This is a genomic window from Stenotrophomonas sp. FSL W7-1447 (assembly GCF_037966425.1).
Taxonomy (GTDB): Bacteria; Pseudomonadota; Gammaproteobacteria; order Xanthomonadales; family Xanthomonadaceae; genus Stenotrophomonas; species Stenotrophomonas pavanii.
In genome coordinates this window covers 639833-666829 of sequence record NZ_CP150199.1, presented here as the reverse complement: position 1 = coordinate 666829, position 26997 = coordinate 639833, and the positions used below count along the sequence as shown (strand labels likewise).

At 68.1% G+C, this 26997-nt stretch carries 25 protein-coding genes; 15 read left to right on the top strand and 10 right to left on the bottom strand.

All coding sequences use genetic code 11. The annotated features are described in order from the left end of the window. Window position 1: 1 nt before the first annotated feature. Entirely contained in the window at window positions 2-979 is a 978-nt protein-coding gene (xerD, locus tag NSQ78_RS03045; protein WP_064237618.1) for a site-specific tyrosine recombinase XerD, read from the bottom strand. Window positions 980-1035: 56 nt separating this feature from the next. Here xerD and NSQ78_RS03040 point away from each other — a divergent pair, with 56 nt between their 5' ends. Further along, window positions 1036-1527 carry an RDD family protein gene (locus tag NSQ78_RS03040; protein ID WP_064237617.1) on the top strand — a complete coding sequence of 164 codons (492 nt, stop codon included), beginning with the start codon at window positions 1036-1038 and terminating at the stop codon, window positions 1525-1527. A 54-nt stretch (window positions 1528-1581) separates the two neighbouring features. Here the strand turns inward: NSQ78_RS03040 and lptG are convergent, their stop codons facing one another. After that, a complete protein-coding gene (lptG, locus tag NSQ78_RS03035; RefSeq protein ID WP_064237616.1) occupies window positions 1582-2688 on the bottom strand; it encodes an LPS export ABC transporter permease LptG in 1107 nt (368 codons plus the stop codon). Beyond that, window positions 2685-3767 carry an LPS export ABC transporter permease LptF gene (gene lptF / locus NSQ78_RS03030; RefSeq protein WP_049465119.1) on the bottom strand — a complete coding sequence of 361 codons (1083 nt, stop codon included), beginning with the start codon at window positions 3765-3767 and terminating at the stop codon, window positions 2685-2687. Before lptF ends, lptG begins: the two co-directional genes overlap by 4 nt. Window positions 3768-3871: 104 nt before the next feature. Here lptF and NSQ78_RS03025 point away from each other — a divergent pair, with 104 nt between their 5' ends. The 4 genes from NSQ78_RS03025 to NSQ78_RS03010 all read left to right on the top strand — a co-directional run bounded on the left by NSQ78_RS03025 (window position 3872) and on the right by NSQ78_RS03010 (window position 9705). After that, window positions 3872-5350, top strand: coding sequence for a leucyl aminopeptidase (locus NSQ78_RS03025; RefSeq protein ID WP_064237614.1), 1479 nt, complete (start codon window positions 3872-3874; stop codon window positions 5348-5350). A gap of 82 nt (window positions 5351-5432) precedes the next feature. Further along, window positions 5433-5858, top strand: a complete 426-nt coding sequence (locus NSQ78_RS03020; RefSeq protein WP_049418512.1) for a DNA polymerase III subunit chi — start codon at window positions 5433-5435, stop codon at window positions 5856-5858. A 72-nt stretch (window positions 5859-5930) separates the two neighbouring features. Then, complete coding sequence (locus NSQ78_RS03015; RefSeq protein ID WP_064237613.1) at window positions 5931-8759, top strand: valine--tRNA ligase; 2829 nt, start codon at window positions 5931-5933, stop codon at window positions 8757-8759. 124 nt (window positions 8760-8883) lie between these two features. Continuing rightward, window positions 8884-9705, top strand: a complete 822-nt coding sequence (locus NSQ78_RS03010; protein ID WP_064237612.1) for an EamA family transporter — start codon at window positions 8884-8886, stop codon at window positions 9703-9705. 45 nt (window positions 9706-9750) lie between these two features. Here NSQ78_RS03010 and rimI read toward each other — a convergent pair whose 3' ends face one another. From rimI to pssA, 3 genes are read right to left on the bottom strand one after another with little or no spacing between them, the layout of a single operon-like run. After that, the gene (gene rimI, locus NSQ78_RS03005; protein ID WP_053462112.1) at window positions 9751-10248 is read right to left on the bottom strand and encodes a ribosomal protein S18-alanine N-acetyltransferase; all 498 of its coding nucleotides are present in this window, start codon (window positions 10246-10248) and stop codon (window positions 9751-9753) included. Then, entirely contained in the window at window positions 10245-10748 is a 504-nt protein-coding gene (locus tag NSQ78_RS03000; protein ID WP_049465107.1) for a hypothetical protein, read from the bottom strand. Before NSQ78_RS03000 ends, rimI begins: the two co-directional genes overlap by 4 nt. Continuing rightward, window positions 10745-11521, bottom strand: coding sequence for a CDP-diacylglycerol--serine O-phosphatidyltransferase (gene pssA / locus NSQ78_RS02995; protein ID WP_049465105.1), 777 nt, complete (start codon window positions 11519-11521; stop codon window positions 10745-10747). The genes NSQ78_RS03000 and pssA overlap by 4 nt, the downstream gene beginning before the upstream one ends. Before the next feature lie 80 nt (window positions 11522-11601). On the opposite strand from pssA, the gene NSQ78_RS02990 reads away from it, so the two are divergent. From NSQ78_RS02990 to NSQ78_RS02980, 3 genes are all read left to right on the top strand, one after another. Beyond that, window positions 11602-11976, top strand: coding sequence for a DUF4124 domain-containing protein (locus NSQ78_RS02990; RefSeq protein ID WP_064239604.1), 375 nt, complete (start codon window positions 11602-11604; stop codon window positions 11974-11976). 515 nt (window positions 11977-12491) lie between these two features. Then, entirely contained in the window at window positions 12492-14195 is a 1704-nt protein-coding gene (locus NSQ78_RS02985) for a proline--tRNA ligase (protein WP_064237611.1), read from the top strand. Between the two features lie 224 nt (window positions 14196-14419). Then, window positions 14420-14803: an H-NS histone family protein gene (locus NSQ78_RS02980; protein WP_010480700.1), complete on the top strand. Its 384-nt coding sequence runs from the start codon at window positions 14420-14422 to the stop codon at window positions 14801-14803. 91 nt (window positions 14804-14894) lie between these two features. On the opposite strand, the gene NSQ78_RS02975 is transcribed toward NSQ78_RS02980, so the two are convergent. Continuing rightward, window positions 14895-16154, bottom strand: coding sequence for a threonine/serine exporter family protein (locus NSQ78_RS02975; RefSeq protein ID WP_046428410.1), 1260 nt, complete (start codon window positions 16152-16154; stop codon window positions 14895-14897). A 92-nt stretch (window positions 16155-16246) separates the two neighbouring features. On the opposite strand from NSQ78_RS02975, the gene NSQ78_RS02970 reads away from it, so the two are divergent. From NSQ78_RS02970 to NSQ78_RS02955, 4 genes are read left to right on the top strand one after another with little or no spacing between them, the layout of a single operon-like run. Further along, window positions 16247-17368 (top strand): ABC transporter permease, encoded by a 1122-nt coding sequence (locus tag NSQ78_RS02970; RefSeq protein ID WP_049465308.1) that lies wholly within the window; start codon window positions 16247-16249, stop codon window positions 17366-17368. A gap of 1 nt (window position 17369) precedes the next feature. Next, window positions 17370-18197 carry an ABC transporter ATP-binding protein gene (locus NSQ78_RS02965; RefSeq protein WP_049465310.1) on the top strand — a complete coding sequence of 276 codons (828 nt, stop codon included), beginning with the start codon at window positions 17370-17372 and terminating at the stop codon, window positions 18195-18197. A gap of 3 nt (window positions 18198-18200) precedes the next feature. After that, window positions 18201-19127, top strand: a complete 927-nt coding sequence (locus tag NSQ78_RS02960; protein WP_049465312.1) for an MlaD family protein — start codon at window positions 18201-18203, stop codon at window positions 19125-19127. Further along, window positions 19124-19765 carry an ABC-type transport auxiliary lipoprotein family protein gene (locus NSQ78_RS02955; RefSeq protein WP_064237609.1) on the top strand — a complete coding sequence of 214 codons (642 nt, stop codon included), beginning with the start codon at window positions 19124-19126 and terminating at the stop codon, window positions 19763-19765. Before NSQ78_RS02960 ends, NSQ78_RS02955 begins: the two co-directional genes overlap by 4 nt. A 57-nt stretch (window positions 19766-19822) precedes the next feature. On the opposite strand, the gene NSQ78_RS02950 is transcribed toward NSQ78_RS02955, so the two are convergent. Continuing rightward, a complete protein-coding gene (locus NSQ78_RS02950; protein WP_064237608.1) occupies window positions 19823-20410 on the bottom strand; it encodes an alpha-ketoglutarate-dependent dioxygenase AlkB in 588 nt (195 codons plus the stop codon). A gap of 128 nt (window positions 20411-20538) precedes the next feature. Between NSQ78_RS02950 and NSQ78_RS02945 the strand changes: the two genes are divergently transcribed. Continuing rightward, a complete protein-coding gene (locus NSQ78_RS02945; protein WP_064237607.1) occupies window positions 20539-22587 on the top strand; it encodes a glycoside hydrolase family 99-like domain-containing protein in 2049 nt (682 codons plus the stop codon). A 40-nt stretch (window positions 22588-22627) separates the two neighbouring features. Here the strand turns inward: NSQ78_RS02945 and NSQ78_RS02940 are convergent, their stop codons facing one another. Both NSQ78_RS02940 and NSQ78_RS02935 read right to left on the bottom strand, forming a co-directional pair. After that, window positions 22628-23260: a CoA transferase subunit B gene (locus NSQ78_RS02940; RefSeq protein ID WP_049465320.1), complete on the bottom strand. Its 633-nt coding sequence runs from the start codon at window positions 23258-23260 to the stop codon at window positions 22628-22630. A gap of 1 nt (window position 23261) precedes the next feature. Then, the gene (locus NSQ78_RS02935) at window positions 23262-23996 is read right to left on the bottom strand and encodes a CoA transferase subunit A (protein ID WP_064237606.1); all 735 of its coding nucleotides are present in this window, start codon (window positions 23994-23996) and stop codon (window positions 23262-23264) included. Window positions 23997-24136: 140 nt separating this feature from the next. Between NSQ78_RS02935 and NSQ78_RS02930 the strand changes: the two genes are divergently transcribed. Both NSQ78_RS02930 and NSQ78_RS02925 read left to right on the top strand, forming a co-directional pair. Beyond that, window positions 24137-25483 carry a phosphomannomutase/phosphoglucomutase gene (locus NSQ78_RS02930; protein WP_064237605.1) on the top strand — a complete coding sequence of 449 codons (1347 nt, stop codon included), beginning with the start codon at window positions 24137-24139 and terminating at the stop codon, window positions 25481-25483. Between the two features lie 11 nt (window positions 25484-25494). Continuing rightward, a complete protein-coding gene (locus NSQ78_RS02925; RefSeq protein ID WP_049465337.1) occupies window positions 25495-26898 on the top strand; it encodes a mannose-1-phosphate guanylyltransferase/mannose-6-phosphate isomerase in 1404 nt (467 codons plus the stop codon). Window positions 26899-26997: the final 99 nt, after the last annotated feature.

Here is a 26997-nt window from a genome sequence, read left to right as displayed (position 1 = left end):
CTCAGCCGCGTGGATGATGGCGGGCATGCAGCTTCTGCAGGTGTTCGCGCGCCACCAGGGTGTAGATCTGGGTGGTGGATAGCGAGCTGTGCCCGAGCAGCATCTGCAGCGCGCGCAGGTCGGCACCCCGGTTGAGCAGATGGGTGGCGAAGCTGTGCCGCAGCCCATGCGGACTGATCCGTGCCGGGTCGATGCCAGCCACCTGCGCGTGGCGCTTGACCAGGTGCCAGAATGCCTGCCGGGTCAGCGCCTGCAGGGTCGGCTCGATGAACAACGGGGTCTGCCCATCGCGCAGGGCCTGCACCTTGCCCTTGCCGACCAGCTGCGGGCGCGACTGCTGCAGGTAACGCTCCAGCCAGTGCTGCGATTCCTCGCCCAACGGCACCAGCCGTTCCTTGCTGCCCTTGCCGGTGACCCGCAGCACGCCCTGGCGCAGGTTGACCGCGGTGGCCGGCAGCAGCACCAGCTCGCTGACGCGCAGGCCGGCGGCGTACATCAGCTCCAGCATGGCGCGGTCGCGCAGCCCCAGCGGGCTGTCGATGTCCGGCGCCGCCAGCAGCGCATCGATCTGGCTTTCGGCCAGCGCCTTGGGCAGCAAGCGTGGCAGCTTGGGCGGATCCAGCAGCGCGCTGGGATCCTCGCTGCGTTCGCCACGGCGCACGCCATCGGCGAAGAAGGCCCGCAGCGCCGACAACAACCGCGCATTGCTGCGCGGCGACCAGCCATGGCGGGTGCGCCAGGCCAGGTAATCGAACAACCCCGGGCGTTCGATGCCGGCCAGGCCACCGTCACGTCCATCCATCCAGCGCGCCAGGCCTTCCAGATCGCGGCGGTAGCTGTCGAGGGTGGCGCGGGCCAGGCCGTTCTCGGCCCAGATCGCATCGAGAAAGCGCTGGATGCGTGCGCTGTCGTCGGCGCGCAGTTCGGGCAGTTGCTGGACCAGCTGGCGGCGTTCGGCGGGGGTGGAAACAAGGGCCATGCGTGCAGGATACGAGGGCCACTGCGGGCACGGCCAGCTTTGCGTATGCTCGGCGCATGTCCCGCCCCGCCACCGACACGGCCCCCGCAGCCGCCAGCGAACTGCCCCGCCCGCGCGCACTGTTGCCGTGGCGCCTGCTGGCAATGGTCTATGACGCGTTGCCGGTGCTGGCGCTGTGGATGCTGGCCGGCACGTTGTTCACCCTGGCCTACACCTTCAGCGGCCACGCGCAGCGCGAGAACATCGCGCCGTTCAGTGCCTGGCAGTGGCTGCTGTGGGCGACCTGCTGGGTCATCACCGGCTGGTACGCCACTGCCAGCTGGCGTCGCGGCGGGCAGACGCTGGGCATGCGGCCGTGGCGGCTGAAAGTGCAATCGCGCGATGGCACGCCGTTGCGGCGCGGCCAGCTATGGCGGCGCTTCGCCATTGGCACGCTGTCACTGCTGCTGGGCGGGCTGGGATTCTGGTGGGCGTGGGTCGACCGCGAACGCCTGACCTGGCACGACCGCGCCAGCGGCACCCGCCTGGTGCGCATGCCCAAGCGGTGATGCGTCACCCTTCAATCCGACCCTGCGCAGCGCTCGGCGCTACACCAACGAGGGTCAGCCCGACTTGCGCCGGAACAACAGTCCGGACACGGCCAGCATGACGATCGGCGGCAGCGCATAGGCAATGCGGTAATCGAACTTCAGCGCGCCGGCCATGCGACCGAAGAACAGCTGCAGCAGCCAGAAGCCCAGCGCGAACAGAATGCCCAGGAACAGGCGCTTGCCCATGCCGCCACTGCGCAGCGACCCGAACGCGAACGGCACCGCCGCCAGGCACAGCGCCAGCACGTTCACCGGGTAGAACCAGCGGCTCCAGTACACATCCTCGAAATCGCGCGCATCCAGCCCGTTGCGCTGGCGGTAGGCGATGCTGGTACTCAGCTCGGCCAAGCTGAGATTGCGCGGCTTGGCGATGCCGGTGGCCAGCGCCGCCGCATCCAGCTTCGAGTTCCACGGCTCACGCGCCACTTCCTGGCGGGTGGCCGAGCGCTCGCCGAAGGTATCGCGGCGCACACCGGTCAGCACCCAGCCGTCCTTGTCATGCTCGGCCGTGGCCGCATGGGTCAGCGAGGCGATGTTGCCGTCTTCGGCGATCCGGTACAGGCGCACGTCGCGCAGGATCAGCCGCGTGCCCTTGTCACCCACCAGCTGCTCTTCGCCGCTCTGGGCGTTGAGGAAGGTGTCGCCTTCGCGCGCCCACAGCCCCGAGTACCGGGTGGTGGAGATGTCACGGCCCCACTTGGCGCTGGACTTCAGTGCGTCGGCGCGGTCCTGGCCCCACGGGCCCAGCGTCTCGGCGCTGAGCACCATCACCGCGGTCAGCAGCGACAGCGCGATCGCCACCGACACGCTCAGGCGCTTGCGCGACAGGCCCAGCGCACGCAGGGCGGTCAGCTCCGAGGTCGCCGCCAGCTGGCCCAGGCCCATCAGTGCACCGATCACCGCGGCGGTCGGGAACATCGTGTAGGCGCGGCGCGGCACCGTGTACAGCACCCAGGCGGCGGCATGGCCCAGCGTATAGCCGTTCTTGCCGATGTCCTTGAACTCGCCGGAGAAGGCCATCACCACGTCCAGGCCGACCAGCACCGCCCAGGTCAGCAGCACCGTGGTGAACACCGAGCGACCCAGGTAGAGGTCGAAACGCATCGGGCGCAGCCTCATGCGCGGGCTCCCTTCGGGCGGCCCAGGCGGCCATCACGTACATACATCCAGATCGCCAGCGCCAGCAGCGGCACCGTCAACCACCACAGGCCAAGCGCGGCCGGAATCTTGCCGTTGGCGATCCAGCCACTGCCGATGAACATCAGGTTGGTACCCACCATGTAGGCCATCAGGGCCAGCATCATGCGGCCATAACGCTGCTGGCGCGGCGAACTGCGGCCCAGCGGCACGGTCAGCAGGGCGAAGGCCAGCGCGATCAGCGGCGGTGCCAGGCGGCGATGCAGCTGCGCCTGCGCCTGCGGGCGCGCATCGCCGATCAGCTGCAGGGTCGGCATCAGTTCCGGGTCGTCCTCGGTGCGGGTCTGCGCGCCGTCGGGCAGGGCCACGTCGTTGCGGGCAAAGGTCGCCAGCCGGTAATCGAGCGCCCCGGCCACCGGCCCCTCCACCTGGTGGCCATCATCCAGCTCCAGGAAACGCTGGCGGGTGCCCTCGAAGTACATGCGGCCGCTGTTGGCCGACACCACTTCCAGGCGGTCGTCCTTCTGCCGCTGCAGGAACACCTTGCCCAGCTGGGTGCCGTCGGGCGAGATCGAGGACAGGTAGACCACGCCGCCGTTGGGCAGCGGCGTGAAACGGCCCGGCTCCAGGCCGGCCATCAGCACGCTGCGGTTGGCCTCGATGATCATCTGCTCGGCCACCCGGCCGGCCCACGGGCCCAGCCACAGCGAGCAGGCGCCGACCAGCAGCACCACCGGCACCACCAGCATCAGCAGCGGCCGCAGCAGCCGCTTGGGGCCTACCCCGATCGCGGTGATGACCGCCATCTCCGAGTCGCGGTACAGGCGGGCAATGGCCAGCAGCAGGCCCAGCATCAGCGCCAGCGGCAGGATCAGCGGCAGGTAGGCGATGAACTGCAGGCCCAGCTGCGAGAACAGCAGCTTGGCCGGCAGGCGCCCGTCGGCGATGTTGCCGAGGATGTCCACCAGCACGCCGCCCACGCTGACCACCAGCAGGACGATCAGGGTAGCCAGGAAACTCTGGACGAAATCGCCCAGCAGGTATCGGTCGAGCTTCAGCATGGGGCGGTGGTTTAAACTCTGGGGTTCGTTCGCGGTGCCGCCCAGTCTACTGTCTGGGCGTAAACGGCCTGCGATTGTACGGACTCGCCAATGGAATCTGCTCAATGGCCCTCGAATTCACCCTGAACCACGTTGCTCCGGCCGCCGCCACCGTTGATTGCCTGGTGGTCGGCGCGTATGCCGACCATACCCTGACCCCGGCCGCGCAGGCCCTGGACGCCGCCAGCGGTGGCCGCCTGGCCGCCCTGGCCCAGCGTGGCGACCTGTCCGGCAAGACCGGCGCGACCACCCTGCTGCACGACCTGCCGGGCGTGACCGCGCCGCGCGTGCTGGTGGTCGGCCTGGGCGACGCCGCCCGCTTCGGCGTGCCGCAGTACCTGAAGGCCGTGGGCGACGCGGTGCGCGCGCTGAAGGCCGGTGCCGCCCGCAGCGCGCTGTTCACCCTGTCCGAAGTGGCCGTGAAGGACCGCGATGCGGCCTGGGCGATCCGCCAGGCGGTGATCGCCGCCGATCACGCCGCGTATCGCTACACCGCCACCCTGGGCAAGAAGAAGGCCGACGATGCCGGCCTGACCCAGCTCGCCATTGCCGGTGACGACGCCCAGGCGCTGGCCCAGGGCCAGGCGATCGCTGCCGGTGTCGAGTTCGCCCGCGAACTGGGCAACCTGCCGCCGAACTACTGCACCCCGGCCTACCTGGCCGAGGTCGGCGTGAAGTTCGCCGGCGAGCACGACGGTGCCGAAGCCGAGATCCTCGACGAGCACCAGATGGAAGCGCTGGGCATGGGCTCGCTGCTGGCGGTGGCCCGTGGTTCGGCCAACCGCCCGCGCCTGGTCGTGCTGAAGTGGAACAATGGCGGCGACGCCAAGCCCTACGTGCTGGTCGGCAAGGGCATCACCTTCGATACCGGTGGCGTCAACCTGAAGACCCAGGGCGGCATCGAAGAGATGAAGTACGACATGTGCGGTGGCGCCAACGTCATCGGCACCTTCGTCGCGGCGGTCAAGGCCAAGCTGCCGCTGAACCTGGTGGTGGTGGTGCCGGCGGTGGAAAACGCCATCGACGGCAACGCCTACCGCCCGTCCGACGTGATCACCTCGATGTCGGGCAAGACCATCGAAGTCGGCAACACCGACGCCGAAGGCCGCCTGATCCTGTGCGACGCGCTGACCTATGCGCAGCGCTTCGAACCGGCCGCGCTGGTCGACGTCGCCACCCTGACCGGTGCCTGCATGGTCGCCCTGGGCCACCAGACCGCCGGCCTGATGAGCAAGCACGACGACCTGGCCAGCGAGCTGCTGGCCGCCGGCGAGCAGGTGTTCGACCGTGCCTGGCGCCTGCCGCTGTGGGACGAGTACCAGCCGATGCTGGATTCGACCTTCGCCGACGTCTACAACATCGGCGGCCGCTGGGCCGGCGCGATCACCGCCGGCTGCTTCCTGTCGCGCTTCACCGAAGGCCAGCGCTGGGCCCACCTGGACATCGCCGGCGTGGCCAGCGATGAAGGCAAGCGCGGCATGGCCACCGGCCGCCCGGTCGGCCTGCTGAGCCAGTGGCTGCTGGACCAGGTCGCCCGCGCCTGATGCCGTACCCGACCCTGGCCGGCAGACGCCGGCCGGGGCCTCGCCCGGCACTGCCGGGCCCCTGCCTGACCCGGACCCTGCCATGCCCCGCGCCGACTTCTACCTGATCGCCAAGCCCCGTTTCCTGACCGAGCCCCTGCGCCTGGTCTGCGAGCTGGCGCGCAAGGCCAACGACGCCGGGTTGTTCACCCTGGTGCTGGCCCGCGACCAGGCCCAGGCCGAGGAGCTGGACGAGCTGCTGTGGGCCTTCGACAACGATGCCTACATCCCGCACCAGATCGCCGGGGAAGACATGGACGAGGAAGAAGCCCTGGTGCTGATCGCCGTGCCCGGCACCGAGGCACCGGCGCGTCCGCTGGTGATCAACCTGCGCGACGCGCCCTGGCTGGGCCAGTGCGAGCGCGTGCTGGAAGTGGTTCCGGCCGATCCGGAAGCGCGCGAACCGCTGCGCGAGCGCTGGCGCCAGTACAAGGCGGCCGGTTACGACCTGAACAAGCACGACATGTAAGCGCGCCCCGGCCCCCTTGATGGGCCGCCGCCGCGCCCTGATCCTTCAACGATTACCTCCTGGTTCCCCCGCATGACCCAACTCGCCTCCAGCTACGACCCGACGTCCTTCGAGACCGACCTCTACGAGGCCTGGGAGAAGGCCGGCCACTTCAAGCCGTCCGGCACGGGCGAGCCGTACACCATCCTGCTGCCGCCGCCGAACGTGACCGGCACGCTGCACATGGGCCACGCGTTCCAGCAGACCCTGATGGATGCGCTGGTGCGCTACCACCGCATGCGCGGCTACGACACGCTGTGGCAGGTCGGTACCGACCACGCCGGCATCGCCACCGAAATGGTGGTCAGCCGCAACCTGGCGCTGGAAGGCAAGGGCGAGACCCGCGACTCGCTGGGCCGCGAAGGCTTCATCGGCAAGGTCTGGGAGTGGAAGCAGCAGTCCGGCGACACCATCGAGCGCCAGATGCGTCGCCTCGGCACCTCCGCCGACTGGTCGCGCAGCACTTTCACCATGGACCCGCAGCCGTCGGCGGCGGTCAACGAAGCGTTCGTGCGCTGGTACGAGCAGGGCCTGATCTACCGCGGCCAGCGCCTGGTCAACTGGGACCCGGTGCTGAAGACCGCCATTTCCGACCTGGAGGTGGAGAGCGCCGAGGAAGATGGCTTCCTGTGGTCGATCGCCTACACGCTCGATGAAGGCCTGAGCTACGAGCACGTCGAGCGCGATGCCGACGGCGTGGAAACCCTGCGCGAGACCCGCGACTACCTGGTGGTCGCCACCACCCGCCCGGAAACCCTGCTGGGCGATACCGCGGTGATGGTGCACCCGGAAGACGCGCGCTACGCGCACCTGATCGGCAAGAGCGTGGTGCTGCCGCTGACCGGCCGCCGCGTGCCGGTGATCGCCGACGAGTACGTGGACCGCGCGTTCGGCACCGGCGTGGTCAAGGTCACCCCGGCCCATGATTTCAATGACTATGAAGTCGGCGTGCGCCACAGCCTGCCGATGATCAACCTGTTCACCCCGGTGGCGGCGCTGAACGAGAACGCGCCCGAGCGCTTCCGGGGCCTGGACCGTTATGACGCGCGCAAGGCCGTGCTGGCCGAACTGGAAGACCTCGGCATCCTGGTCGAAACCAAGGCGCACAAGCTGCAGGTGCCGCGCGGCGACCGTACCGGCCAAGTGATCGAGCCGTACCTGACCGACCAGTGGTTCGTGAAGATGGACGAGCTGGCCAGGCGTGGCCTGGAATTGGTCGAGGACGGAAGCATTGCCTTCGTGCCGCCGAACTGGATCAACACCTACCGCCACTGGATGAACAACATCCAGGACTGGTGCATCAGCCGCCAGCTGTGGTGGGGCCATCGCATTCCGGCGTGGTTCGACGCCGCTACCGGCACCTGCTACGTCGGCCGCAGTGAAGAGGAGGTGCGGGCAAAGCACAACCTGGGCAGCGAGGTGGTGCTGAACCAGGAAAGCGACGTGCTGGAGACCTGGTTCTCCTCGCAGCTGTGGCCGTTCTCCACCCTGGGCTGGCCCAACGAACAGGCCATGGCCGAGCGCGGCTTCGACCGCTACCTGCCGTCGTCGGTGCTGATCACCGGCTTCGACATCATCTTCTTCTGGGTGGCGCGCATGATCATGGCCACCGACAACCTGGTCGGGAAGATCCCGTTCAAGGACGTCTACTTCACCGGCCTGATCCGCGACGGCCAGGGCCAGAAGATGTCCAAGAGCAAGGGCAACGTGCTCGACCCGCTGGACATCATCGACGGCATCAGCATCGACGACCTGGTCGCCAAGCGCACCGGCGGCCTGATGCAGCCGAAGATGGTGGAGAAGATCGAGAAGGCCACCCGCAGGGAATTCCCGGACGGCATTGCGGCCCACGGTGCCGATGCGCTGCGCTTCACCATCGCCGCGCTGGCCACCCACGGCCGCGACATCAAGTTCGACATGAACCGCGCCGAGGGCTACAAGAACTTCTGCAACAAGCTGTGGAACGCCAGCCGCTTCGCGCTGATGAACACCGAAGGTGCTGCGTTCACCGGCGTGCCCAAGCCGCGTACCGATGCCGAGCGCTGGATCCTGGCGCGCCTGGCCGCCACCACCGCCGAAGCGCAGGGCCATTTCGCCGCCTATCGTTTCGACCTGCTGGCGCAGTGCCTGTACGAATTCGCCTGGAACGCGTTCTGCGACTGGTTCCTGGAACTGAGCAAGCCGGCGCTGAACGGCGTCGACGCCGCCGACGCCGAGAGCACCCGCCACACCCTGCTGTACGTGCTGGAAGCGCTGCTGCGCCTGCTGCACCCGCTGACGCCGTTCATCACCGAACAGCTGTGGCAGCAGCTGGCGCCGCGCCTGGGCCTGGCCGAAACCACGCTGTCGTTGCGCCCGTACCCCACTGCCGCTGAGTTCGAGGGCGATTTCGCCCAGGCCGAGGCCGACGTGGAATGGCTGAAGGCGGTGATCAGTGCGGTGCGTCGCGTGCGCAGCGAACTGAACGTCGCGCCGTCCAGGCAGGTGCCGCTGCGCCTGCAGGCCGGCCTGGCGCAGGACCGCGTGCGCATCGAACGCTTCAGCGCCTCGCTGTCGTTCCTGCTGAAGCTGGACAGCGTCCAGTGGCTGGCCGAGAGCGAAAGCGCGCCGCCGGCCGCCGCCGCGATCGTGGGCGAGCTGAAGCTGCTGGTGCCGCTGGAAGGCCTGGTCGATCTTGATGCCGAGCGTGCGCGCCTGGACAAGGAGATCAAGCGCGTGGAAGGCGAACAGGAAAAGAGCGAGACCAAGCTGGCCAGGTTCACCGACAAGGTGCCGCCGGCGGTGGTCGAGCAGGAACGCGTGCGCCTGGTCGACTGGAACACCCAGCTGGCCGGCCTGCGCGAGCAGCGCGCGAAGCTGTAACCGCCGCGGGGAAACGCCGGGCACTGCCCGGCGTTTCCTTCTGTAGAGTCGAGCGCTGCTCGACGCATGACAGCAGTCGAGCATGGCTCGACTCTGCATTTCTCTCGCATGGCATCATCACCGGATGCCGATTTCCATCTTCCTGTTGGTCCTCGCTGCCGCGGCGCTGCATGCCAGCTGGAACGCGATCGTCAAACGCGGGCCGGACAAGTTCCTCGGCACGGTGCTGGTCACCGGCAGCGCAGCGCTGCTGTCCGCCGCTGCGCTGCCCCTGCTGCCGTTCCCGGCCGCGCACAGCTGGCCCTGGCTGGCCGCGTCGGTGCTGCTGCAGGTGACCTACTACGGATTGGTCGCGCGCTGTTACCAGCAGGTCGACATGAGCCTGGCCTATCCGCTGATGCGTGGCTGCGCGCCGATCCTGGTCGCACTGGCGGGCGCGCTGCTGGGTGAGACGCTGCCGGCGGCAGCCTGGCTCGGGGTGGTGCTGGTAAGCACCGGCATCCTGTGCATGGCGCTGGGTGCACGGGGCGGCCAACTGCGACTGCCGCTGCTGACCGCAGCGATGATCGCCACCTACACGCTGGTCGACGCGCACGGCGCACGCCAGTCCGGCAATGCGCTCAGCTACACGTTGTGGTTGTTCCTGCTGTCCGGCATCCCGCTGCCGCTGTGGGCGGTGTACACGCGCGGCAGCGCGGTGCTGCACTATGCACGGCAGCATTGGCCGCTGGGGCTGGCCGGCGGCGTCGGCACCACCGCCTCCTATGCGATGGCGCTGTGGGCCATGACGCAGGTGCCGGTGGCGATGGTCTCGGCGCTGCGCGAATCCTCGATCCTGTTCGCGCTGCTGATCTCGGTGTTCCTGCTGCGCGAGCGGATACCCCGCGCGCGCTGGCTGGCAGCGGTGCTCATCGTCGGCGGTGTGCTGGCGTTGCGCCTGGCGTGAGCGACGCATCGGTGGTGCCGGCCGCTGGCCGGCAACCCCTCCCCTTTACAGCGGCGGCATCGCCTGCAGGTCGCCGTCGACCAGCTCGATGGCCATCACCACCGCATCCTCGCGGCCCTGTGCAGCCGGGTAGTAGCGCGGGCGGCGGCCGATCTCGTTGAAGCCTTCGCTGTGGTACAGCGCCAGTGCCGGCGTATTGGATGGGCGCACTTCCAGGAACACGCGCTGTGCGCCGCGATCGGCGGCCAGCCGCACCAGCGCGCGCAGCAGCTGGCGGCCCAGCCCGCGCGACTGCGCCAGCGGATCGATGCAGATGTTCAGCACGTGCGCTTCATCGGCGGCGATGCTGAGCACGCCATAGCCGACCAGCAGGCCATCGCGCTCCATCGCCAGGCCGGGATAGCCGGCGCGCAGGCAGTCGATGAAGATGCCGCGGGTCCAGGGGAAGGGATAGCCCCGCAGCTCGATCGCCATCACGGCATTGAGGTCGCTCTCGCGCAGCGCGCGCAGGCTGACCGGACCGGGCCGGGTCACCGCGCTCATGGCGTTCCCCGCTTGCGCAGGGCTCGCAGCTGCGGCCACAGCGCACGCTTGGCCGCCGGATCGCGGCGCAGCTGGTCCAGCGGCCAGCTGTCCATCAGCGCCTGCGTGGCCGGGTCATTCGGGTTGCAGCCGGACGCGCGCAGCAGCGCGATCTGCAGACGGTCCGGCAGGCGCACCACCGGTTCCCGCGCGGTGCCGCTGGGCAACGGTCGCTCAGCGGCCGGCACGGTGTCCGGCGCCCTGACCGGCGTTTCGCGGCGCGGCGGTGCCGGGCGTTGCTGGCCGGTGGCGGGCGCCGGCCTGGCCGGCAGCGCGCGCGCCGTCTCCAGCGGCGGCACCGGGTGTGGCGGGGCAACGCTGGCCTCGGCTTCGGCCACGCTCAACTGCAGCGCGGCGTCCAGCTCGGCCGCAAGCTGGCCGTCGTGATAGACGGTGTAGCCCATGGCCTGCAGCCAGGCCTGCTGGGCCGGGGACCACAGCACGGGCAGGTCCTGGCTCACGCCGCCTCGGTTTTCTTGCGCAGGCGCTGCACGGCCCACATCACCGGGCCGGACAAGGCGTACAGGATGCCGACCGCGAACAGCACGCGCGGCAGGTCGATGACCGCAATGGCGATGGCCACCGGCACCAGTGCCAGCACCAGGAACGGCACGCGGTCCGAACGGGTGCCCTTGGCACCGCCGCCCTTGAAGCTCCAGAAGCGGATGCGGCTGACCATCAGCAGCGCAGCGATGATCGTCACCGCCAGCGCCACATAGCGCAGCTGGTTGCCATCCCAGCCCAGGTTGCCATCGGCAAAGGCCCAGACGAAGGACATCATCAGGCCCGCTGCGGCCGGGCTGGCCAGGCCGACGAACCAGCGTTTGTCGACCACCGCCACCTGGGTATTGAAGCGGGCCAGGCGCAGTGCCGCGCAGGCCGCATACAGGAAGGCCACGGCCCAGCCGACGCGGCCGAGCAGCGGATCGTCGAACTTCAGCCACGACAGCGACCAGTGGTACATCACCAGCGCCGGGGCCATGCCGAAGCTGACCAGGTCGGCCAGCGAGTCGTACTGCACGCCGAATTCGCTGCTGGTGCCGGTCAGGCGCGCCACGCGCCCGTCCAGGCCATCCATCACCGCCGCCACGAACACGGCGATGCTGGCGTTGACGAAATCCCCATTGGCCGCGGCGATGATCGCGTAGAAGCCGGCGAACAGGCCGGCGGTGGTGAACAGGTTGGGCAGCAGGTAAATCGTGCGCGAGCGCGGCGGCGGTGTGATCGGGTCCATGGAATCCAGTTTAATCGACTTGCCAGCGGTCGGCGCCAATGCTGCAATCGATGTTCTGCGCCCATTCCGTGGAGTCTGCCATGCGTGCCCTGTCCTGCCTTGGATGCCTGCTGCTGTTGGTCAGTGCCAACGCCGTGGCCGGTCCCGTCTACAAATGGAAGGACGCCCGGGGCGTGACCCAGTACTCGGAGACCCCGCCGGCGGGCCGGAAGTACGAGACCCGCGAGCAGGCGCGCACCCCGCAGGCCGCAGCCAGCAGCGAGGCCCCGGCCGCGCCGGTCCCCGAGCAGTGCAGCACGGCCCGGGCCAACCTGGCCCTGCTGGACGGCGGTGGCCAGGTGATGCAGGACACCGATGGCGATGGCAAGGCCGATACCCCGTTGACCCCGGAGCAGCACACCGCGCAGAGGGGATTGGCGGAGGCCGCCATCAAGGCTTACTGCCCGGCACAATGAGGGTATCGGCAGGGCTTGCAGCCCTGCACCCGCAGAGGCAACAGCAAGGGCAACAGCCGGCTCTGGGCTTTCTGTGGGTTGGGCGGGGCGGCGTCGGATTGCGGGGACGCCGTAAACCCATCCATGGGGGCTTGGCCGCGGCATCCATGCCGCGGACACCCCGCAATCCGACACCGCCCCGCCTTCGACAGTTTCCCGGTGACGGTGGTAGATCCACGCCATGCGTGGATGAAATCTGTCGGATCTCGAATTGAATCCGGGGTCAGATCCGTTTTCCTGCGGAAAACGGATCTGACCCCGGGAGCCATTCCGACAGCTCGCAGGAAACTGTCTAAGGCGGGGTGGGTCCGGTTGGGGGGCATGAGCCGCATAACCCGTTGTTGCTTCGGCTGTTGCTTCTGAGGTTGCCGGCCAGCGGCCGGCACTACCGCGGGTGCAGGGCGCAGCCCTGCCGATACCCCTCCCCCCGGCCGGGCTGGCAGAATAGAGGTCTCTGCCGTTATCCGAAGCCGACGATGCGCCTCTCCCAGTTCCACCTGCACACCACCAAGGAAACCCCCAGCGACGCCGAGCTGACCAGCCATCGGCTGATGCTGCGCGCGGGCATGATCCGCAAGCTGGCATCGGGCCTGTACACCTGGTCGCCGCTGGGCCTGCGCGTGCTGCGCAAGGTCGAGCGCATCGTGCGCGAGGAAATGGACCGGGCCGGTGCGGTGGAATTCCAGATCCCGACCATCCAGCCGAAGGAGCTGTGGGAGCAGACCGGCCGCTGGCAGAAGTTCGGCCCGCAGTTGCTGAAGATCAAGGACCGCAAGGACCAGGTGTTCTGCTACAGCCCGACCGCCGAAGAAGCCGCCTGCGACTTCGCGCGCAGCGAGCTGTCCAGCTACAAGCAGCTTCCGGTGAATTTCTACCAGGTACAGACCAAGTTCCGCGACGAGATCCGCCCGCGCTTCGGCGTGATGCGCTCGCGCGAATTCCTGATGAAGGACGCCTATTCGTTCCACCTGCACGATGAGTGCCTCGTGCGCGAATACGAGAACATGAAGTCGGCCTACAGCCGCATCTTCACCCGCCTCGGCCTGGACTTCCGCATGGTGCAGGCAGACTCCGGCGCGATCGGCGGCGATGCCTCGCAGGAGTTCCACGTGATCGCCGATTCGGGCGAGGACGCGCTGGTGTTCTCCACCGGCTCGGACTACGCGGCCAACATGGAAGCGGCGATCGCCGCTGATCCGGCACCGCGTGCCGCCGCCACCGAAGCGATGCGCAAGGTGGATACCCCCACCCAGAAGACCTGCGAGGACGTCGCCGCCCTGCTCGGCATCGACCTGCAGCGCACGGTGAAGTCGGTGGCACTGATCGCCGGCGAAGGCGAGGCCCAGCAGTTCGTGCTGGTGCTGGTGCGTGGCGACCACGAAGTCAACGAGATCAAGCTCGCCAAGGTCGCCGGCCTGGACGAGCAGCGGTTCGCCAGCGAAGCGGAGATCGCCGAGTACCTGGGCAGCGTGCCGGGCTTCCTCGGCCCGGTCGCCCCGGCCAAGGCCATCCGCGTGGTCGCCGATCGCGAAGTGGCGGCGATGTCCGACTTCGTCGTTGGCGCCAACGAGGCCGGTTTCCACCTGGCCGGCGTCAACTGGGGCCGCGACCTGCCGGAGCCGGAAGTGGCCGACATCCGCAACGTGCGTGCCGGCGATCGTGCCGTGGACGGCGGCGAACTGAAGATCGCCCGCGGCATCGAGGTCGGCCATGTGTTCCAGCTCGGCCGCAAGTACGCCGAGGCGCTGGACGCCACCGTGCTGGACGAGAACGGCAAGGCAGCGGTGATGGCGATGGGCTGCTACGGCATCGGTATCTCGCGGGTTGTGGCTGCCGCGATCGAACAGAACCATGACGAGGCCGGCATCATCTGGCCGGACGCGATGGCGCCGTGGCAGGTGGTGGTGTGCGTGATCAATCCGAAGGGCGACGCCGCCGTGGCCGATGCCGCGGCCAGCCTGCTGCAGGAACTGCGCGACGCCGGCCTGGACGCCGCGCTTGACGACCGTGGCCTGCGTCCCGGCGCGATGTTCGCCGACATGGAACTGATCGGCATTCCGCATCGCGTGGTGGTCAGCGAACGTGGCCTGGCCGCCGGCACCTACGAATACCGCTCGCGCCGCGCCAGCGAAGCGGAAAGCCTGGACAAGGCCTCCCTGCTGCAGCGCCTGCAGGGCTGATCGGCAAAAAGACCGGGGCCTGCCCCGGTCTTTTTTTTTTCTGCCGCGGCCTTCCCCGATATTGCAGCGGACATAATCCGGTCAAAATCACCCCGACGGCGTCTGCATACCGCCACGCCATGACCCGCCTGCATTTGTGCTGTGTTTAATTCATCTCTATTCTGTCCGCCGACGCCATGGACTGGCTTGTCCCGTCCACACATTAGTTTCCGGAGTAACCGTAAATGAGCATTGACCTGACCGGCCTGTCAGCACGCGAGCTGGGCGCCCTGATCCGTACCGCCAAGAAGCAGCAGACCATCGTCGCCAAGCGCCGGCCGATCACCAAGGTCCGGGCCCAGCTGACCAAGCTGGCCAAGACCGAGGGTTACACCATCGAAGAACTGTTCGGCAGCGCCCCGGCCACGCGTGCCCGCAAGGCCGCCCCGGCCGCCAAGGCACCGTCGAAGACCGCCGGCCGCAAGCTGGGCAAGGTGGCACCGAAATACCGCAACCCGGCCAATCCGAAGGAAACCTGGACCGGCCGTGGCAAGCAGCCGCGCTGGATGGCTGAACTGACCGCCAAGGGCAACAAGAAGCCGGAAGATTTCCTGATCAAGAAGGCCTGAGGCCGGATCGGGATGCAATGAAAAACGCCGGCGAAAGCCGGCGTTTTTCATTCTCCGGTGTGTGGACCGAGGTCCACACCCACCGACATCATCACAGGGTTTTGCGGGCGGGCATCAGCAGGTTGCCGAACAGCAGGCCGGCGACCAGCGCCATCACCACGTTGAGCACGGTGAGGAACACGCTCTGGCCGGCGCCGACATCCTGTTGCTGGACCAGGGTCAGCACACCGCGCAGGCTGGTGCTGCCGGGCACCATCATGATGATGCCGGGCAGGCGGATGATCGCGCCCGGACGCCCGACCAGGCGACCGAACAGATTGCCGCCGGCGGTCAGCAGCATCGCCGACAGGAAGATGCCGGCCGGCGCGCCCCAGGCGTGGCCACCGAACTTGGAGATCGCATAGCCGGCCACCGAGGCGGCGATCACCCACGGGTAATCGCGGCGGTTGGCCTTGAACAGCATCGCGAACGCAAAGGCCGCGGTCAGCAGCGAACCCCACTCCACCCACGGTCCCTGCGGTCGCGCCGCCCGTATCACCGGGTCCAGGCCGAGCACGTCGGCCAGGGTCACCGCGATCATCGCGCCGACGCTGAGCTTCATGATGGTGGTCAGCGCGCCGGCAAAGCGCGCGGTGCCCGATACCCAGTGCTGGCTGGCCAGTTCGTTGACCGCATTGGTCAGCGACATGCCGGGCAGCAGCACCACCAGCGACGCGATGATCACCGTATTGAGGTTGAGCGCGCCGATGAAGGACGCCACCAGAGTGGCAACCATGCCGGCCAGCAGCGCGGCCAGCGCCTCGGCGGCTTCGCGGGTGGCCGGGCGGCGGTCGGTGACCATGCCGAGCAGGCCGATCATCAGGCCGATGACACCGGCGGTGGCGATGTCCAGCCACGGCAGCTTCCACATGCCGGCCACGCCGGCCGCGCCCAGGGTGAACGACAGGATCGTGCGCAGCTTGCCGCGCCGGCCCGGATCCTTGTCCAGCTGCCGCAGCGCGGTGTGGCCCTGGGCGATGCTCATCCGCCCGTTGGACACTTCTTCGGCGATATGGTCGGCAACGCTGAGCTTGTGCAGGTCGTTTTCACCGGGCGCCAGGCGGATCACGCGGGTGATGTCACTGGAGCCGATGGCCTGCGCCGGGTCGCTGAAGCTGAGGATGATACCGGTGGGATTCGACCACGGTTCACAATCCAGATCGAGCTGGCGGGCCAGTGCCACCACCGCCGTCTCCAGCCGCTGGGCCGTGGTGCCATAGCTGTGCAGGCGTCCGGCGATCTCGGAAACGAAGGCCACGCGCTGCGCGTAGGTGGCCTGGGGCGTGGGGATCGTGTGAGCATCTGCGGACATGCGCCGTAGTATTACCTAGGCAGGGGCTTACCGGAGAAATTCATCCGAGTTCGACGCGATGCCCAAGACAGAACGGTTATGCTGCGACCCGAATGGCCCACGTCACCCCGAACCTCGCCCCCCAGCTCGAACAGGATGCCCATGACCCGGGCCTGATCCACCTGTCCGGCACCTGGACCTTGAAGACCGCGCTGGCCGCGGCGGAGGTCCTGCACGGCGTTCCCGACAAGCTGACCGGCATCGATGCCACCGGCATCGAGCAGCTGGATTCGGCCGGCGTGCTGCAGGTGCTGCGCGTGGCCCATCGCGCCGATCTCCACGAAGACGCGCTGCAGTTCCGCCCGGACCACCAGGCGCTGGTATGCACCATCGAGGAAGTGGCCGATGACCGGCCCAGGGCCAAGCGCGATTTCGGCGTGCTGGCGGCACTGGAGCGGCTGGGTGTCAGCGTCCACGCCACTGGCCACAACATCAAGGCCCTGTGCAGTTTCCTCGGCGAGAACCTGGTCAAGGCGGCCCGGCTGGTCAAGGAACCCCGCCGCTTCCGGCTGACCGCCACCGTGCATCAGATGGAACAGGTGGGGCTGGATGCGGTGCCGCTGGTGGCGTTGCTGTCCTACCTGGTGGGCGCGGTGATCGCGTTCCTCGGCTCGACCATCCTGCGCGACTTCGGCGCCGAGATCTACGTGGTCGAGCTGGTCAACATCGCCTTCCTGCGCGAGTTCGCCGTGCTGCTGACCGCGATCGTGCTGGCCGGCCGTACCGCCAGTGCGTTCACCGCACAGATCGGCGCGATGAAGGCACGCGAGGAGATCGATGCAATGCGCACGCTGGGCCTGGACCCGGTCGACCTGCTGGTGCTGCCGCGACTGCTGGCGCTGCTGGTCACCCTGCCCTTGCTGACCTTCATCGCGATGATCGCGGGCCTGGCCGGCGGCATCACCGTCGGTGCGTTCGACCTCGACATCCCGCCGCAGATGTACATCGCGCGCATGCACGAGACGATGGAAGTGCGGCACCTGCTGGTGGGTTTGTCGAAGGCGCCGGTGTTCGCGCTGGTGATCGGCCTGATCGGCTGCCTGGAGGGCCTGAAGGTCGAGGGTACCGCGCAGTCGGTCGGCGAGCGCACCACCTCCAGCGTGGTGCAGACGATCTCGCTGGTGATCATCATCGACGCCTTCGCGGCGCTGTGGTTCATGCACATGGACTGGTGACATGAGCACCTCCTCTTCCCCTGAAACGCTCGACATGCGCGATGGCGACGGCCACGAGCTGGCCATCCGCGTGCGCGGCCTGGTCAACCGCTTCGGCAGCCAGACCGTGCACGAAGACCTGGACCTGGACGTGCGCCGCGGCGAGATCCTGGGCGTGGTCGGTGGCTCCGGTACCGGCAAGTCGGTGCTGATGCGCTCGATCCTGGGCCTGCGCACGCCCGACGAGGGCCAGATCGAAGTGCTGGGCCGCGACGCGCGTGCCGACGACGCCGAGAGCCGCCTGCACATCGAACGCAACACCGGCGTGCTGTTCCAGGATGGTGCCCTGTTCTCCTCGCTGACCGTGGGCGAGAACGTGCAGGTGCCGCTGAAGGAACACCACCGCGAGCTGCCCGAGCGCTGGCACTACGAACTGGCGCTGCTGAAGGTGAAGCTGGCCGGCCTGCCCGCCGATGCGATCAACAAGCTGCCCTCGCAGCTGTCCGGCGGCATGCGCAAGCGCGCCGGCCTGGCGCGGGCGCTGGCGCTGGATCCGCCGCTGCTGTTCCTGGACGAACCCACCGCCGGCCTCGACCCGATCGGCGCGGCCGCCTTCGACCGCCTGATCAAGACCCTGCAGGAAGCGCTGGGGCTGACCGTGTTCCTGATCACCCACGACCTGGACACGCTGTACGCCATCTGCGATCGCGTCGCCGTGCTGGCCGACCGCAGGGTGGTGGCCAATGCGCCGCTGCCGGACATCGAGAAACTGGATCATCCGTGGATCCAGGAATACTTCCACGGACCCCGCGCGCGCGCCGCGCGGGGCGAACAGATCGAGAGTGCCTGAGCCATGGAAACCAAAGCCAACTACGTGCTGATCGGCGCGTTCACCCTGATCACCGGCCTGGCCCTGCTGGCCTTCGGACTGTGGGCAGCCAAGTACTCCTCCGACCGCACCTGGCAGGAGTACCGCGTGGTCTTCCGCGAAGCGGTGACCGGCCTGTCGGTGGGCAGCCCGGTGCAGTACAACGGCATCGCGGTGGGCTCGATCACCGAACTGAACCTGGTGCCCGACGACCCGCGCCAGGTGGTCGCGCGCATCCGCCTGAACTCCAACACGCCGGTCAAGACCGATACCCGCGCCAAGCTGGCGATCACCAGCCTGACCGGCCCGTCGATCATCCAGCTCAGCGGCGGCACGCCGCAGTCGCCGGCGCTGACCACGGTCAACAAGGATCCGGCACCGATCATCCCGACCACGCCCTCGGCGCTGCAGAACATCACCGATGTGGCCAACCGCATCGTCGAGCGCATGGACCAGATCCTCAGCGACCGCAACGTGGCCTCGATCAACGCCACGCTGGCCAACCTGGAGACGATCAGCGGCGGCCTGGCCGACCGCGACCAGGGCACGCAGGCGCTGCTGCTCAGCGCGCGCGATGCCGCCCGCAGCCTGGACACCACGCTGAAGACCACCAACGGCACCATCGAGCGCCTGGACAAGAACCTGGTGCAGCAGCTGCCCGGCATCATCGACAAGCTCGACGCGACCCTGGCCAAGCTCGACTCGGCCGCCGGCAACGCCGATTCGATCCTTGGCGAGAACCGCGCCGCGATCAACAGCTTCGCAAACGATGGCCTCGGCCAGCTGGGCCCGACGCTGACCGAACTGCGCGGCCTGATCCGCGACCTGCGCCGGGTCAGCGACCGCCTCGAGAACAACCCCGCGCGCTACCTGCTGGGCCGCGACGCACCGAAGGAGTTCGAACCCCAATGAGCACGCCCTCCCTTCCGCGCCTGCTGCTGGCCGCTTCGATGGTCGGCCTGCTGGGCGGCTGCTCCATCCTCGGCAGCAGCGAGAAAACCGCAGTGACGCTGTACTCGCCGTCCGTGCAGGTCAAGGCGGACCCGGCGTGGCCGCAGGCCAGCTGGCAGCTGGTGCTGGCCAAGCCCAGCGCCGCGCGCCTGGTCGACAGCCCGCGCATCAACGTGCGGCCGACGCCCTCGCAGCTGGAGATCTACAAGGGCGCCAGCTGGGCGCAGCCGGCCACCGACATGATCGAGGACACGCTGTTGCGTGGCTTTGAAGACTCCGGCCGCATCCGCGGCGTGGCGCGCAGCACCGCCGGCATCCGTGCCGACTACAAGCTGTCCACCGACGTGCGCCGCTTCGAATCGGATTACCAGGGCCAGGCTACGCCGACCGTGGTGATCGAAGTCAACGCCAAGCTGATCCACGTCGCCGACCAGCGCGTGGTGGCCGACCGCACCTTCCGCCAGGCGCAGCCGGTCGGCAGTACCGACGTACCGGCGGTGACCGCGGCGTTCGAGCGCGGCCTGCAGCAGCTGGCGCAGGATGTGGTGGGCTGGACGCTGGTGAGCGGGCAGGCCGACGCCACGGCAGCCAAGCGCTGACGCGTCGCAGGGGTCAGAGCCCTTCCCCGACGGGAAAGGGATCTGACCCCTTCTTCGTCACCGCGGCGTAATCCAGCGGAAGGTCAGGTTGATCCGCTCGCCCTGCACCCGCGCCATCTTCGGCAGCGCGTGCTGGTAGAAGCGCTGGGTCTGCCCGGCCATCCGCAGCAGGTCACCGTGGCCCAGCACGAATTCGGCCTTGCGCGCCGTATCGTCGCGTCGGCGCAGCAGGAAACGGCGCGCGGCGCCCAGGCTCAGCGACGCGATCACCGGGGCCGGTCCCAGCTCCGGCTCGTCATCGCTGTGCCAACCCATGGAGTCACCCCCGCTGCGGTAGCGGTTCAGCAGCACGCTGTTGAAGCGGCCGTGGCCTTCGGCCTGCAGGCGCTCGCGCACGGCCTGCAACACGGGCGGCCAGGGGTGCGGCACGAACTCGGCACCGGAATAGCGATAGCGGGCCTGAGGATCGCCGATCCAGCAGCTCAGCCGCGGCGAATCCACCCAGTTGCCGAACATGCGGATGCGGTGGACCTCCCACGGCACGTCGGCCAGCAGCGCCCCCATGAGCCGGTCGGCGTCGGCTGCGGCCAGCCAGCCCGGCAGGTGGTGGACGTCGGCGTCGGGCAGGTCGTGGGGGAACAGCATGGCCACACGCTAGCACGCCGGCGTTCGCCGGCGTTTGCCGTCGTGGCCGCCAACACTGAAAATGAGCCCATGACCGTTGCCCAGATACCGATACCCTGCGATTGCCTGACTGGTTGGGGCTACGCCCGATGAGCCTGCGCCAGTCGTTGTTCCCGTTGCTGCGCGCGGTATTCCGGGTCTTGCCGCTGTCGCAGGCGCAGCGCGACCGCCTGCGTACCCGCTGGCTGGCCCGGCACGGCGACTGGGTGCCATCGCCGCCGAAGGGACGGCAGGACGCGGGTAGGCCGCGGGCCAGCGCGCAGCTCCGCTGGCGCGCGGACGAGGCCGCGATCGGCCACCGCCCGCACCAGAAGGGCGCGCTGCCGGACCCGATGCCCGCCACGCTGGTCGCGTTCTACCTGCCGCAATTCCACACCTTCCCCGAAAATGACGCCTGGTGGGGCAAGGGCTTCACCGAATGGCGCAACGTCACCCGTGCGCTACCGCAGTTCGAAGGCCACATCCAACCGCGGCTTCCGGCTGATCTGGGTTTCTATGACCTGCGCAACCCGCAGGTGATGCGCGACCAGGCGCAGCTTGCCGCCGAGTACGGCATCGGCGCGTTCTGCTTCTATTACTACTGGTTCAGCGGCCGCACGTTGATGGAGGACCCGCTGCGGCAATGGCTGGCCGATGACAGCATCGACCTGCCGTTCTGCCTGTGCTGGGCCAATGAAAACTGGGCGCGACGCTGGGACGGCCGCGACGACGATATCCTGATCGGCCAGCAGCACAGCGCTGAGGACGATCTGGCCTTCATCGCACATGTCGCGCTCTACCTGCGCGACCGCCGTGCATTGAAGGTCGAGGGGCGGCCGATGCTGCTGGTCTATCGCCCGAACCTGCTGCCCGACGCCCGTGCGACTGCCGAGCGCTGGCGCCGCTGGTGCCGCGACAACGGCGTGGGCGAAATCCATCTGGCCTACGTCCAGGGCTTCGAGCGCCCCGATCCACGCGACATCGGCTTTGACGCTGCGGTCGAGTTTCCGCCGAACATGAGCAATCCCTCTTCGCTGTCGGCACAGCAGTGGCTGCTCAATCCCGATTTCAATGGCGATGTCCGCGATTGGCGCGAATTGGCCGGCGAAATCGCCGCCCGTGCCCTGCCCGATTATCCGCTCTATCCCGGGGTCAACCCCGGTTGGGACAACGAGGCCCGACGTTCCGGTCGCGGCCGCGTGTACCTGCACGCCTCACCACGTGGTTACCGTGACTGGTTGCGCACCACGATCCATGAACGCCTCTCCGCAGCACCGCAGGCGCAGCGACTGGTGTTCATAAACGCTTGGAACGAGTGGGCTGAAGGTGCCGTGCTGGAACCGGATGCCCGCCTCGGCCATGCCTGGCTGCAGGCCACCCGTGATGCGTTGTTGCCGGCGCCGGCGCCGCGCCCCGCACCGGCAGTGCATCTCCACGCCTGGTATCTGGAGACGCTGCCGGAAGTGCTGCGAGCTCTGCGCGAGGCAACACTGGACTGGGCAATCGTAGTGACCACCCCGGCTGCGCAGATCGATCAGGTTCGGCAGGCCCTGGCGACACATGGGCTTGAGGGCGAGGTGGTGGCCGTGGACAACCACGGTCGCGACATCCTGCCGTTCCTGGAGGTCGCCGAACGGCTGCTGCAGGCCGGGCACGAAGTGGTGCTTAAGCTGCATACGAAACGCTCAACCCATCGCGCAGATGGCGACCAATGGCGGCAGGAACTACTGCAACGGCTGGTACAGGGCGGGCGTGCCGCACGCATCCTTGCCGCCTTCGAGGCCGACCCTGGGCTGGGCATGGTGGTGGCCGAAGGGCATCTGTTGCCCGTCGCTGATTTCGTGGGCGGCAATGGTCTCGCATTGGCTCGACTGCAGGCGCGGCTTGGGTTGGAAGTACCCGTGGACACCAGTCGGTTTGGCGCCGGCAGCATGGGCTGGTGGCGGCTGCAGGCCCTGCGTCCATTGTTGGACGCGCATCTGTATCGCAGCGCTTTCGACATCGAGCAGGGCCAGATCGATGGAACGCTGGCCCACGCCATTGAACGTGTACTGGGTGCCTGCTGCGAACACGCTGGACTGCGCGTCGCGACAGCCGCAGCCTGCCTCGGCGAGGCCGATGCCAGCAGCGACGAGTACGCCTACGCCCGACGCGGCTGACGTTGAAGGGGGCACAACGCGGCCCCCTTGCCCGTATCGATCAGCCGCGCTGGAATGCGACGCCGGTCTTTTCCTTCAGCTCGTCATCACTGACACCCGGCGCGGCCTCCACCAGCAGCAGGCCCTTGTCAGTCACGTCGAACACCGCCAGGTCGGTGATGATGCGGTCGACCACGCCCACGCCGGTCAGCGGCAGCGTGCATTCGGCCAGGATCTTGTGCTCGCCGTTCTTGGCGGTGTGCTCCATCAGCACCACCACGCGCTGCACGCCGGCCACCAGGTCCATCGCGCCGCCCATGCCCTTGACCATCTTGCCGGGCACCATCCAGTTGGCCAGGTCGCCCTTGTCGGTGACCTGCATGGCGCCGAGGATGGCCAGGTTGACGTGACCACCGCGGATCATCGCGAAGCTGTCGTGGCTGCCGAAGTAGCTGGCGCCCGCACGTGCGGTGACGGTCTGCTTGCCGGCGTTGATCAGGTCGGCGTCGACCTCGGCGTCGGTCGGGAACGGGCCAATGCCGAGCAGGCCGTTCTCCGACTGCAGCCATACATCCACGCCGTCGGGAATATGGTTGGCGACCAGCGTCGGCAGGCCAATGCCCAGGTTCACGTAGGCACCATCGGTCAGCTCGCGCGCCGCGCGTGCGGCCATTTCATCTCGGGTCCACGCCATGTCAGTTGCCCTCCGCGCGGATGGTGCGCTGTTCGATTCGCTTCTCTGGATGCGCGTTGTGCACGATGCGGTGCACGTAGATGCCCGGCAGGTGCACCTGGTCCGGATCAATCGCACCGACCGGCACCACCTCCTCCACCTCCACGATGCAGACCTTGCCGGCCATCGCGCAGGCCGGGTTGAAGTTGCGCGCGGTCTTGCGGAACACCAGGTTGCCAGCCTCGTCGGCCTTCCAGGCCTTGACCAGTGCCACGTCGGCGCGCAGCGCGGTTTCCATCACGTAGTGCTTGCCGTCGAACTCGCGGGTCTCCTTGCCCTCGGCCACCACCGTGCCGTAGCCGGTGGCAGTGAAGAACGCCGGAATACCTGCGCCACCGGCACGCAGGCGCTCGGCCAGGGTGCCCTGCGGGTTGAACTCCAGCTCCAGCTCACCGGCCAGGAACTGCCGTTCGAACTCCTTGTTCTCGCCCACGTAGGACGAAATCATCTTCTTGATCTGCCGCGTTTCCAGCAGCTGGCCCAGGCCGAAGCCATCGACGCCGGCATTGTTGGAGATCACGGTCAGGCCCTTGACGCCGCTGTCGCGCAGCGCAGCGATCAGCGCCTCGGGAATGCCACACAGGCCAAAGCCACCCACGGCCAGGGTCTGGCCATCGGCGACCACCCCCTGCAGGGCCTCCGCCGCACTGGCGAAGCGCTTGCCGCGCTTTCCGCCGGTCGTTGCCGGATTGCTCATCTACGCCCTCACTTCGTTGATGTAATCACACCATTCTAGGCCAGCGCAGCAGGCGGTCACGTGGCGTTGCGGCATGGAAACGCTTCCCATACAAGACAGGTACTACAATCGGGTGCCGAGCCACCCAAGGATCCCGATCAATGCCCCTGCCCGCCTTCAAGGCCTATGACATCCGCGGCCGCGTGCCGGAAGAACTGAACGAAGATCTGGCCCGCCGCATCGGCGTGGCGCTGGCGGCGCAGCTTGCACCGGGCCCGGTGGTACTGGGCCACGACGTGCGCCTGACCAGCCCCGCGCTGCAGGATGCACTGGCCGCAGGCCTGCGCGGTACCGGGCGCGAGGTGATCGACATCGGCCTGTGTGGCACGGAAGAAGTCTATTTCCAGACCGACCACCTGGGCGCGGCCGGCGGCGTGATGGTCACCGCCAGCCACAACCCGATGGACTACAACGGCATGAAGCTGGTCAAGGAGAACGCACGGCCGATCAGCTCCGATACTGGCCTGTTCGCGATTTCCGATGCGGTTGCCGCCGATACGTCCGCGGCGCAACCGCCGGGTGCCGCGCAGAGCGCCCAGCACGACAAGAGCGCGTACATCCAGCACCTGCTGAGCTATGTCGACGCCGGCAAGCTGCGACCGCTGAAGCTGGTGGTCAACGCCGGCAACGGCGGTGCCGGTGCCATCGTCGATCTGCTGGCACCACACCTGCCGTTCGAGTTCATCCGCATCTGCCACGAGCCGGACGGCCGTTTCCCCAACGGCATTCCCAACCCGCTGCTGCCGGAGAACCGCGCCGCCACCGCCGACGCCGTGCGCGAACACGGTGCCGATTTCGGCATTGCCTGGGACGGCGACTTCGACCGCTGCTTCTTCTTCGACCACACCGGCCGCTTCATCGAGGGCTACTACCTGGTCGGCCTGCTGGCCAAGGCAATCCTGGCGCGCAACCCCGGCGGCAAGGTCGTGCACGACCCGCGCCTGGTCTGGAACACCGTGGACATGGTCGAACAGGCCGGCGGCGTACCGGTGCAGTGCAAGAGCGGCCACGCCTTCATCAAGGAAAAGATGCGCGCCGAAGACGCGGTGTACGGCGGCGAGATGAGCGCCCACCACTATTTCCGCGAGTTCGCCTATGCCGACTCGGGCATGATCCCGTGGCTGCTGATCGCCCAGCTGGTCTCTGAAAGCGGGCGCTCGCTGGCCGACTGGGTCGAAGACCGCATGGCGGCCTACCCGTGCAGCGGCGAAATCAATTTCAAGGTCAGCGATGCCAAGGCGGCCGTCGCACGCGTGATGGAGCACTTCGCGGCGCAGTCGCCCACGCTGGACCACACCGACGGCATCAGTGCCGACTTCGGCGACTGGCGCTTCAACCTGCGCAGCTCCAACACCGAGCCACTGCTGCGCCTGAATGTTGAAGCCCGTGGTGATGCCGCGCTGATGCAGGCGCGCACCGACGACATCTCCCGCCTGATCCAGCAGTAACCGAGGAACGCATGAGCAGCATCCAGCCCGTCATCCTGTCCGGTGGATCCGGTACCCGCCTGTGGCCGCTGTCGCGCGAGGCGTACCCGAAGCAGTTCCTGCCGCTGGCGGGCGAACTGACGATGCTGCAGGCCACCTGGAAGCGCGTGGCGCCGATCGCCGCGCGCGGACCGCTGGTGATCGCCAACGAAGAGCATCGCTTCGTCGCCGCCGAGCAGCTGCAGCAGGTTGGCGCCGAGCCGGCCGCGATCATCCTCGAGCCGGTCGGCCGCAACACGGCCCCGGCGATCGCGGTGGCCGCGCTGGAGGCCACCCGCGACGGTGCCGACGCCCTGCTGCTGGTGCTGCCCTCCGATCACGTGATCACCGACGAGGCCGCGTTCCGCAGCGCCGTGCAGGCGGCGGCCGGCGCTGCCGAGGCCGGCAAGCTGGTGACCTTCGGCATCGTGCCAACGGGGCCGGAAACCGGCTACGGCTACATCAAGGCCGCCGATGGCCAGGGCCTGCGTGCGGTCGAGCGCTTCGTCGAGAAGCCGGACCTGGATACCGCCACCGGCTACGTCAGCAGCGGCCAGTACTACTGGAACAGTGGCATGTTCCTGTTCAAGGCCTCGCGCTACCTGCAGGAACTGGAACGCTTCCAGCCCGCGATGTTGGCTGGCAGCCGCCAGGCCTGGCAGCAGGCGCGCCGAGATGCCGACTTCACCCGCCTGGACAAGGACGCCTTCACTGCCGTTCCGTCCGATTCGATCGACTACGCGGTGATGGAGAAGACCGCCGACGCGGTGGTGATTCCACTGGATGCGGGCTGGAACGATGTCGGTTCGTGGACTGCCCTGCGCGATGTCTCGCAGCAGGACGGCGATGGTAATGCCCACCAGGGCGACGTGATCGCCATCGACTGCCGCAATACCTATGCCTACGGCCAGCGCCTGGTGGCCATGGTCGGCCTCGATGACGTGATCGTGGTCGAGACCGACGATGCGGTGCTGGTGGGCAAGGCCGACCGCATGCAGGAGGTCAAGACCGTGGTTGCGCAGCTGAAGGCCGAAGGCCGCAGCGAGGCCACCTGGCACCGCAAGGTCTATCGGCCGTGGGGCGCCTACGATTCGATCGACAACGGCGAGCGCTTCCAGGTCAAGCGGATCACGGTCAAGCCCGGCGGCACGCTGAGCCTGCAGATGCACCACCATCGCGCCGAGCACTGGATCGTGGTCAGCGGCACCGCCGAGGTGACCCGTGGCGATGAAGTGATCCTGCTCAGCGAGAACCAGAGCACCTACATTCCGCTGGGCGTGACCCACCGCCTGCGCAACCCGGGCAAGCTGCCGCTGGAACTGATCGAAGTGCAGTCCGGCAGCTACCTCGGCGAGGATGACATCGTGCGCTTCGAGGATACCTACGGGCGCAGCTGAGGTTTGCCCGGGGTCGGATCCCGTTGCTGCGCAGCGGGCTCTGACCCGTTCCTGATCGGCCCGGCCGCGCTGCATCGCCGGGCATGGCCCGGCGCTACG

Coding starts and splice junctions, on each gene's coding strand:
- xerD (WP_064237618.1), bottom strand. CDS start 979: ATGGCCCTTGTTTCCACCCCCGCCGAACGCCGCCAGCTGGTCCAGCAA.
- NSQ78_RS03040 (WP_064237617.1), top strand. CDS start 1,036: ATGTCCCGCCCCGCCACCGACACGGCCCCCGCAGCCGCCAGCGAACTG.
- lptG (WP_064237616.1), bottom strand. CDS start 2,688: ATGAGGCTGCGCCCGATGCGTTTCGACCTCTACCTGGGTCGCTCGGTG.
- lptF (WP_049465119.1), bottom strand. CDS start 3,767: ATGCTGAAGCTCGACCGATACCTGCTGGGCGATTTCGTCCAGAGTTTC.
- NSQ78_RS03025 (WP_064237614.1), top strand. CDS start 3,872: ATGGCCCTCGAATTCACCCTGAACCACGTTGCTCCGGCCGCCGCCACC.
- NSQ78_RS03020 (WP_049418512.1), top strand. CDS start 5,433: ATGCCCCGCGCCGACTTCTACCTGATCGCCAAGCCCCGTTTCCTGACC.
- NSQ78_RS03015 (WP_064237613.1), top strand. CDS start 5,931: ATGACCCAACTCGCCTCCAGCTACGACCCGACGTCCTTCGAGACCGAC.
- NSQ78_RS03010 (WP_064237612.1), top strand. CDS start 8,884: ATGCCGATTTCCATCTTCCTGTTGGTCCTCGCTGCCGCGGCGCTGCAT.
- rimI (WP_053462112.1), bottom strand. CDS start 10,248: ATGAGCGCGGTGACCCGGCCCGGTCCGGTCAGCCTGCGCGCGCTGCGC.
- pssA (WP_049465105.1), bottom strand. CDS start 11,521: ATGGACCCGATCACACCGCCGCCGCGCTCGCGCACGATTTACCTGCTG.
- NSQ78_RS02990 (WP_064239604.1), top strand. CDS start 11,602: ATGCGTGCCCTGTCCTGCCTTGGATGCCTGCTGCTGTTGGTCAGTGCC.
- NSQ78_RS02985 (WP_064237611.1), top strand. CDS start 12,492: ATGCGCCTCTCCCAGTTCCACCTGCACACCACCAAGGAAACCCCCAGC.
- NSQ78_RS02980 (WP_010480700.1), top strand. CDS start 14,420: ATGAGCATTGACCTGACCGGCCTGTCAGCACGCGAGCTGGGCGCCCTG.
- NSQ78_RS02975 (WP_046428410.1), bottom strand. CDS start 16,154: ATGTCCGCAGATGCTCACACGATCCCCACGCCCCAGGCCACCTACGCG.
- NSQ78_RS02970 (WP_049465308.1), top strand. CDS start 16,247: ATGGCCCACGTCACCCCGAACCTCGCCCCCCAGCTCGAACAGGATGCC.
- NSQ78_RS02965 (WP_049465310.1), top strand. CDS start 17,370: ATGAGCACCTCCTCTTCCCCTGAAACGCTCGACATGCGCGATGGCGAC.
- NSQ78_RS02960 (WP_049465312.1), top strand. CDS start 18,201: ATGGAAACCAAAGCCAACTACGTGCTGATCGGCGCGTTCACCCTGATC.
- NSQ78_RS02955 (WP_064237609.1), top strand. CDS start 19,124: ATGAGCACGCCCTCCCTTCCGCGCCTGCTGCTGGCCGCTTCGATGGTC.
- NSQ78_RS02950 (WP_064237608.1), bottom strand. CDS start 20,410: ATGCTGTTCCCCCACGACCTGCCCGACGCCGACGTCCACCACCTGCCG.
- NSQ78_RS02945 (WP_064237607.1), top strand. CDS start 20,539: ATGAGCCTGCGCCAGTCGTTGTTCCCGTTGCTGCGCGCGGTATTCCGG.
- NSQ78_RS02940 (WP_049465320.1), bottom strand. CDS start 23,260: ATGGCGTGGACCCGAGATGAAATGGCCGCACGCGCGGCGCGCGAGCTG.
- NSQ78_RS02935 (WP_064237606.1), bottom strand. CDS start 23,996: ATGAGCAATCCGGCAACGACCGGCGGAAAGCGCGGCAAGCGCTTCGCC.
- NSQ78_RS02930 (WP_064237605.1), top strand. CDS start 24,137: ATGCCCCTGCCCGCCTTCAAGGCCTATGACATCCGCGGCCGCGTGCCG.
- NSQ78_RS02925 (WP_049465337.1), top strand. CDS start 25,495: ATGAGCAGCATCCAGCCCGTCATCCTGTCCGGTGGATCCGGTACCCGC.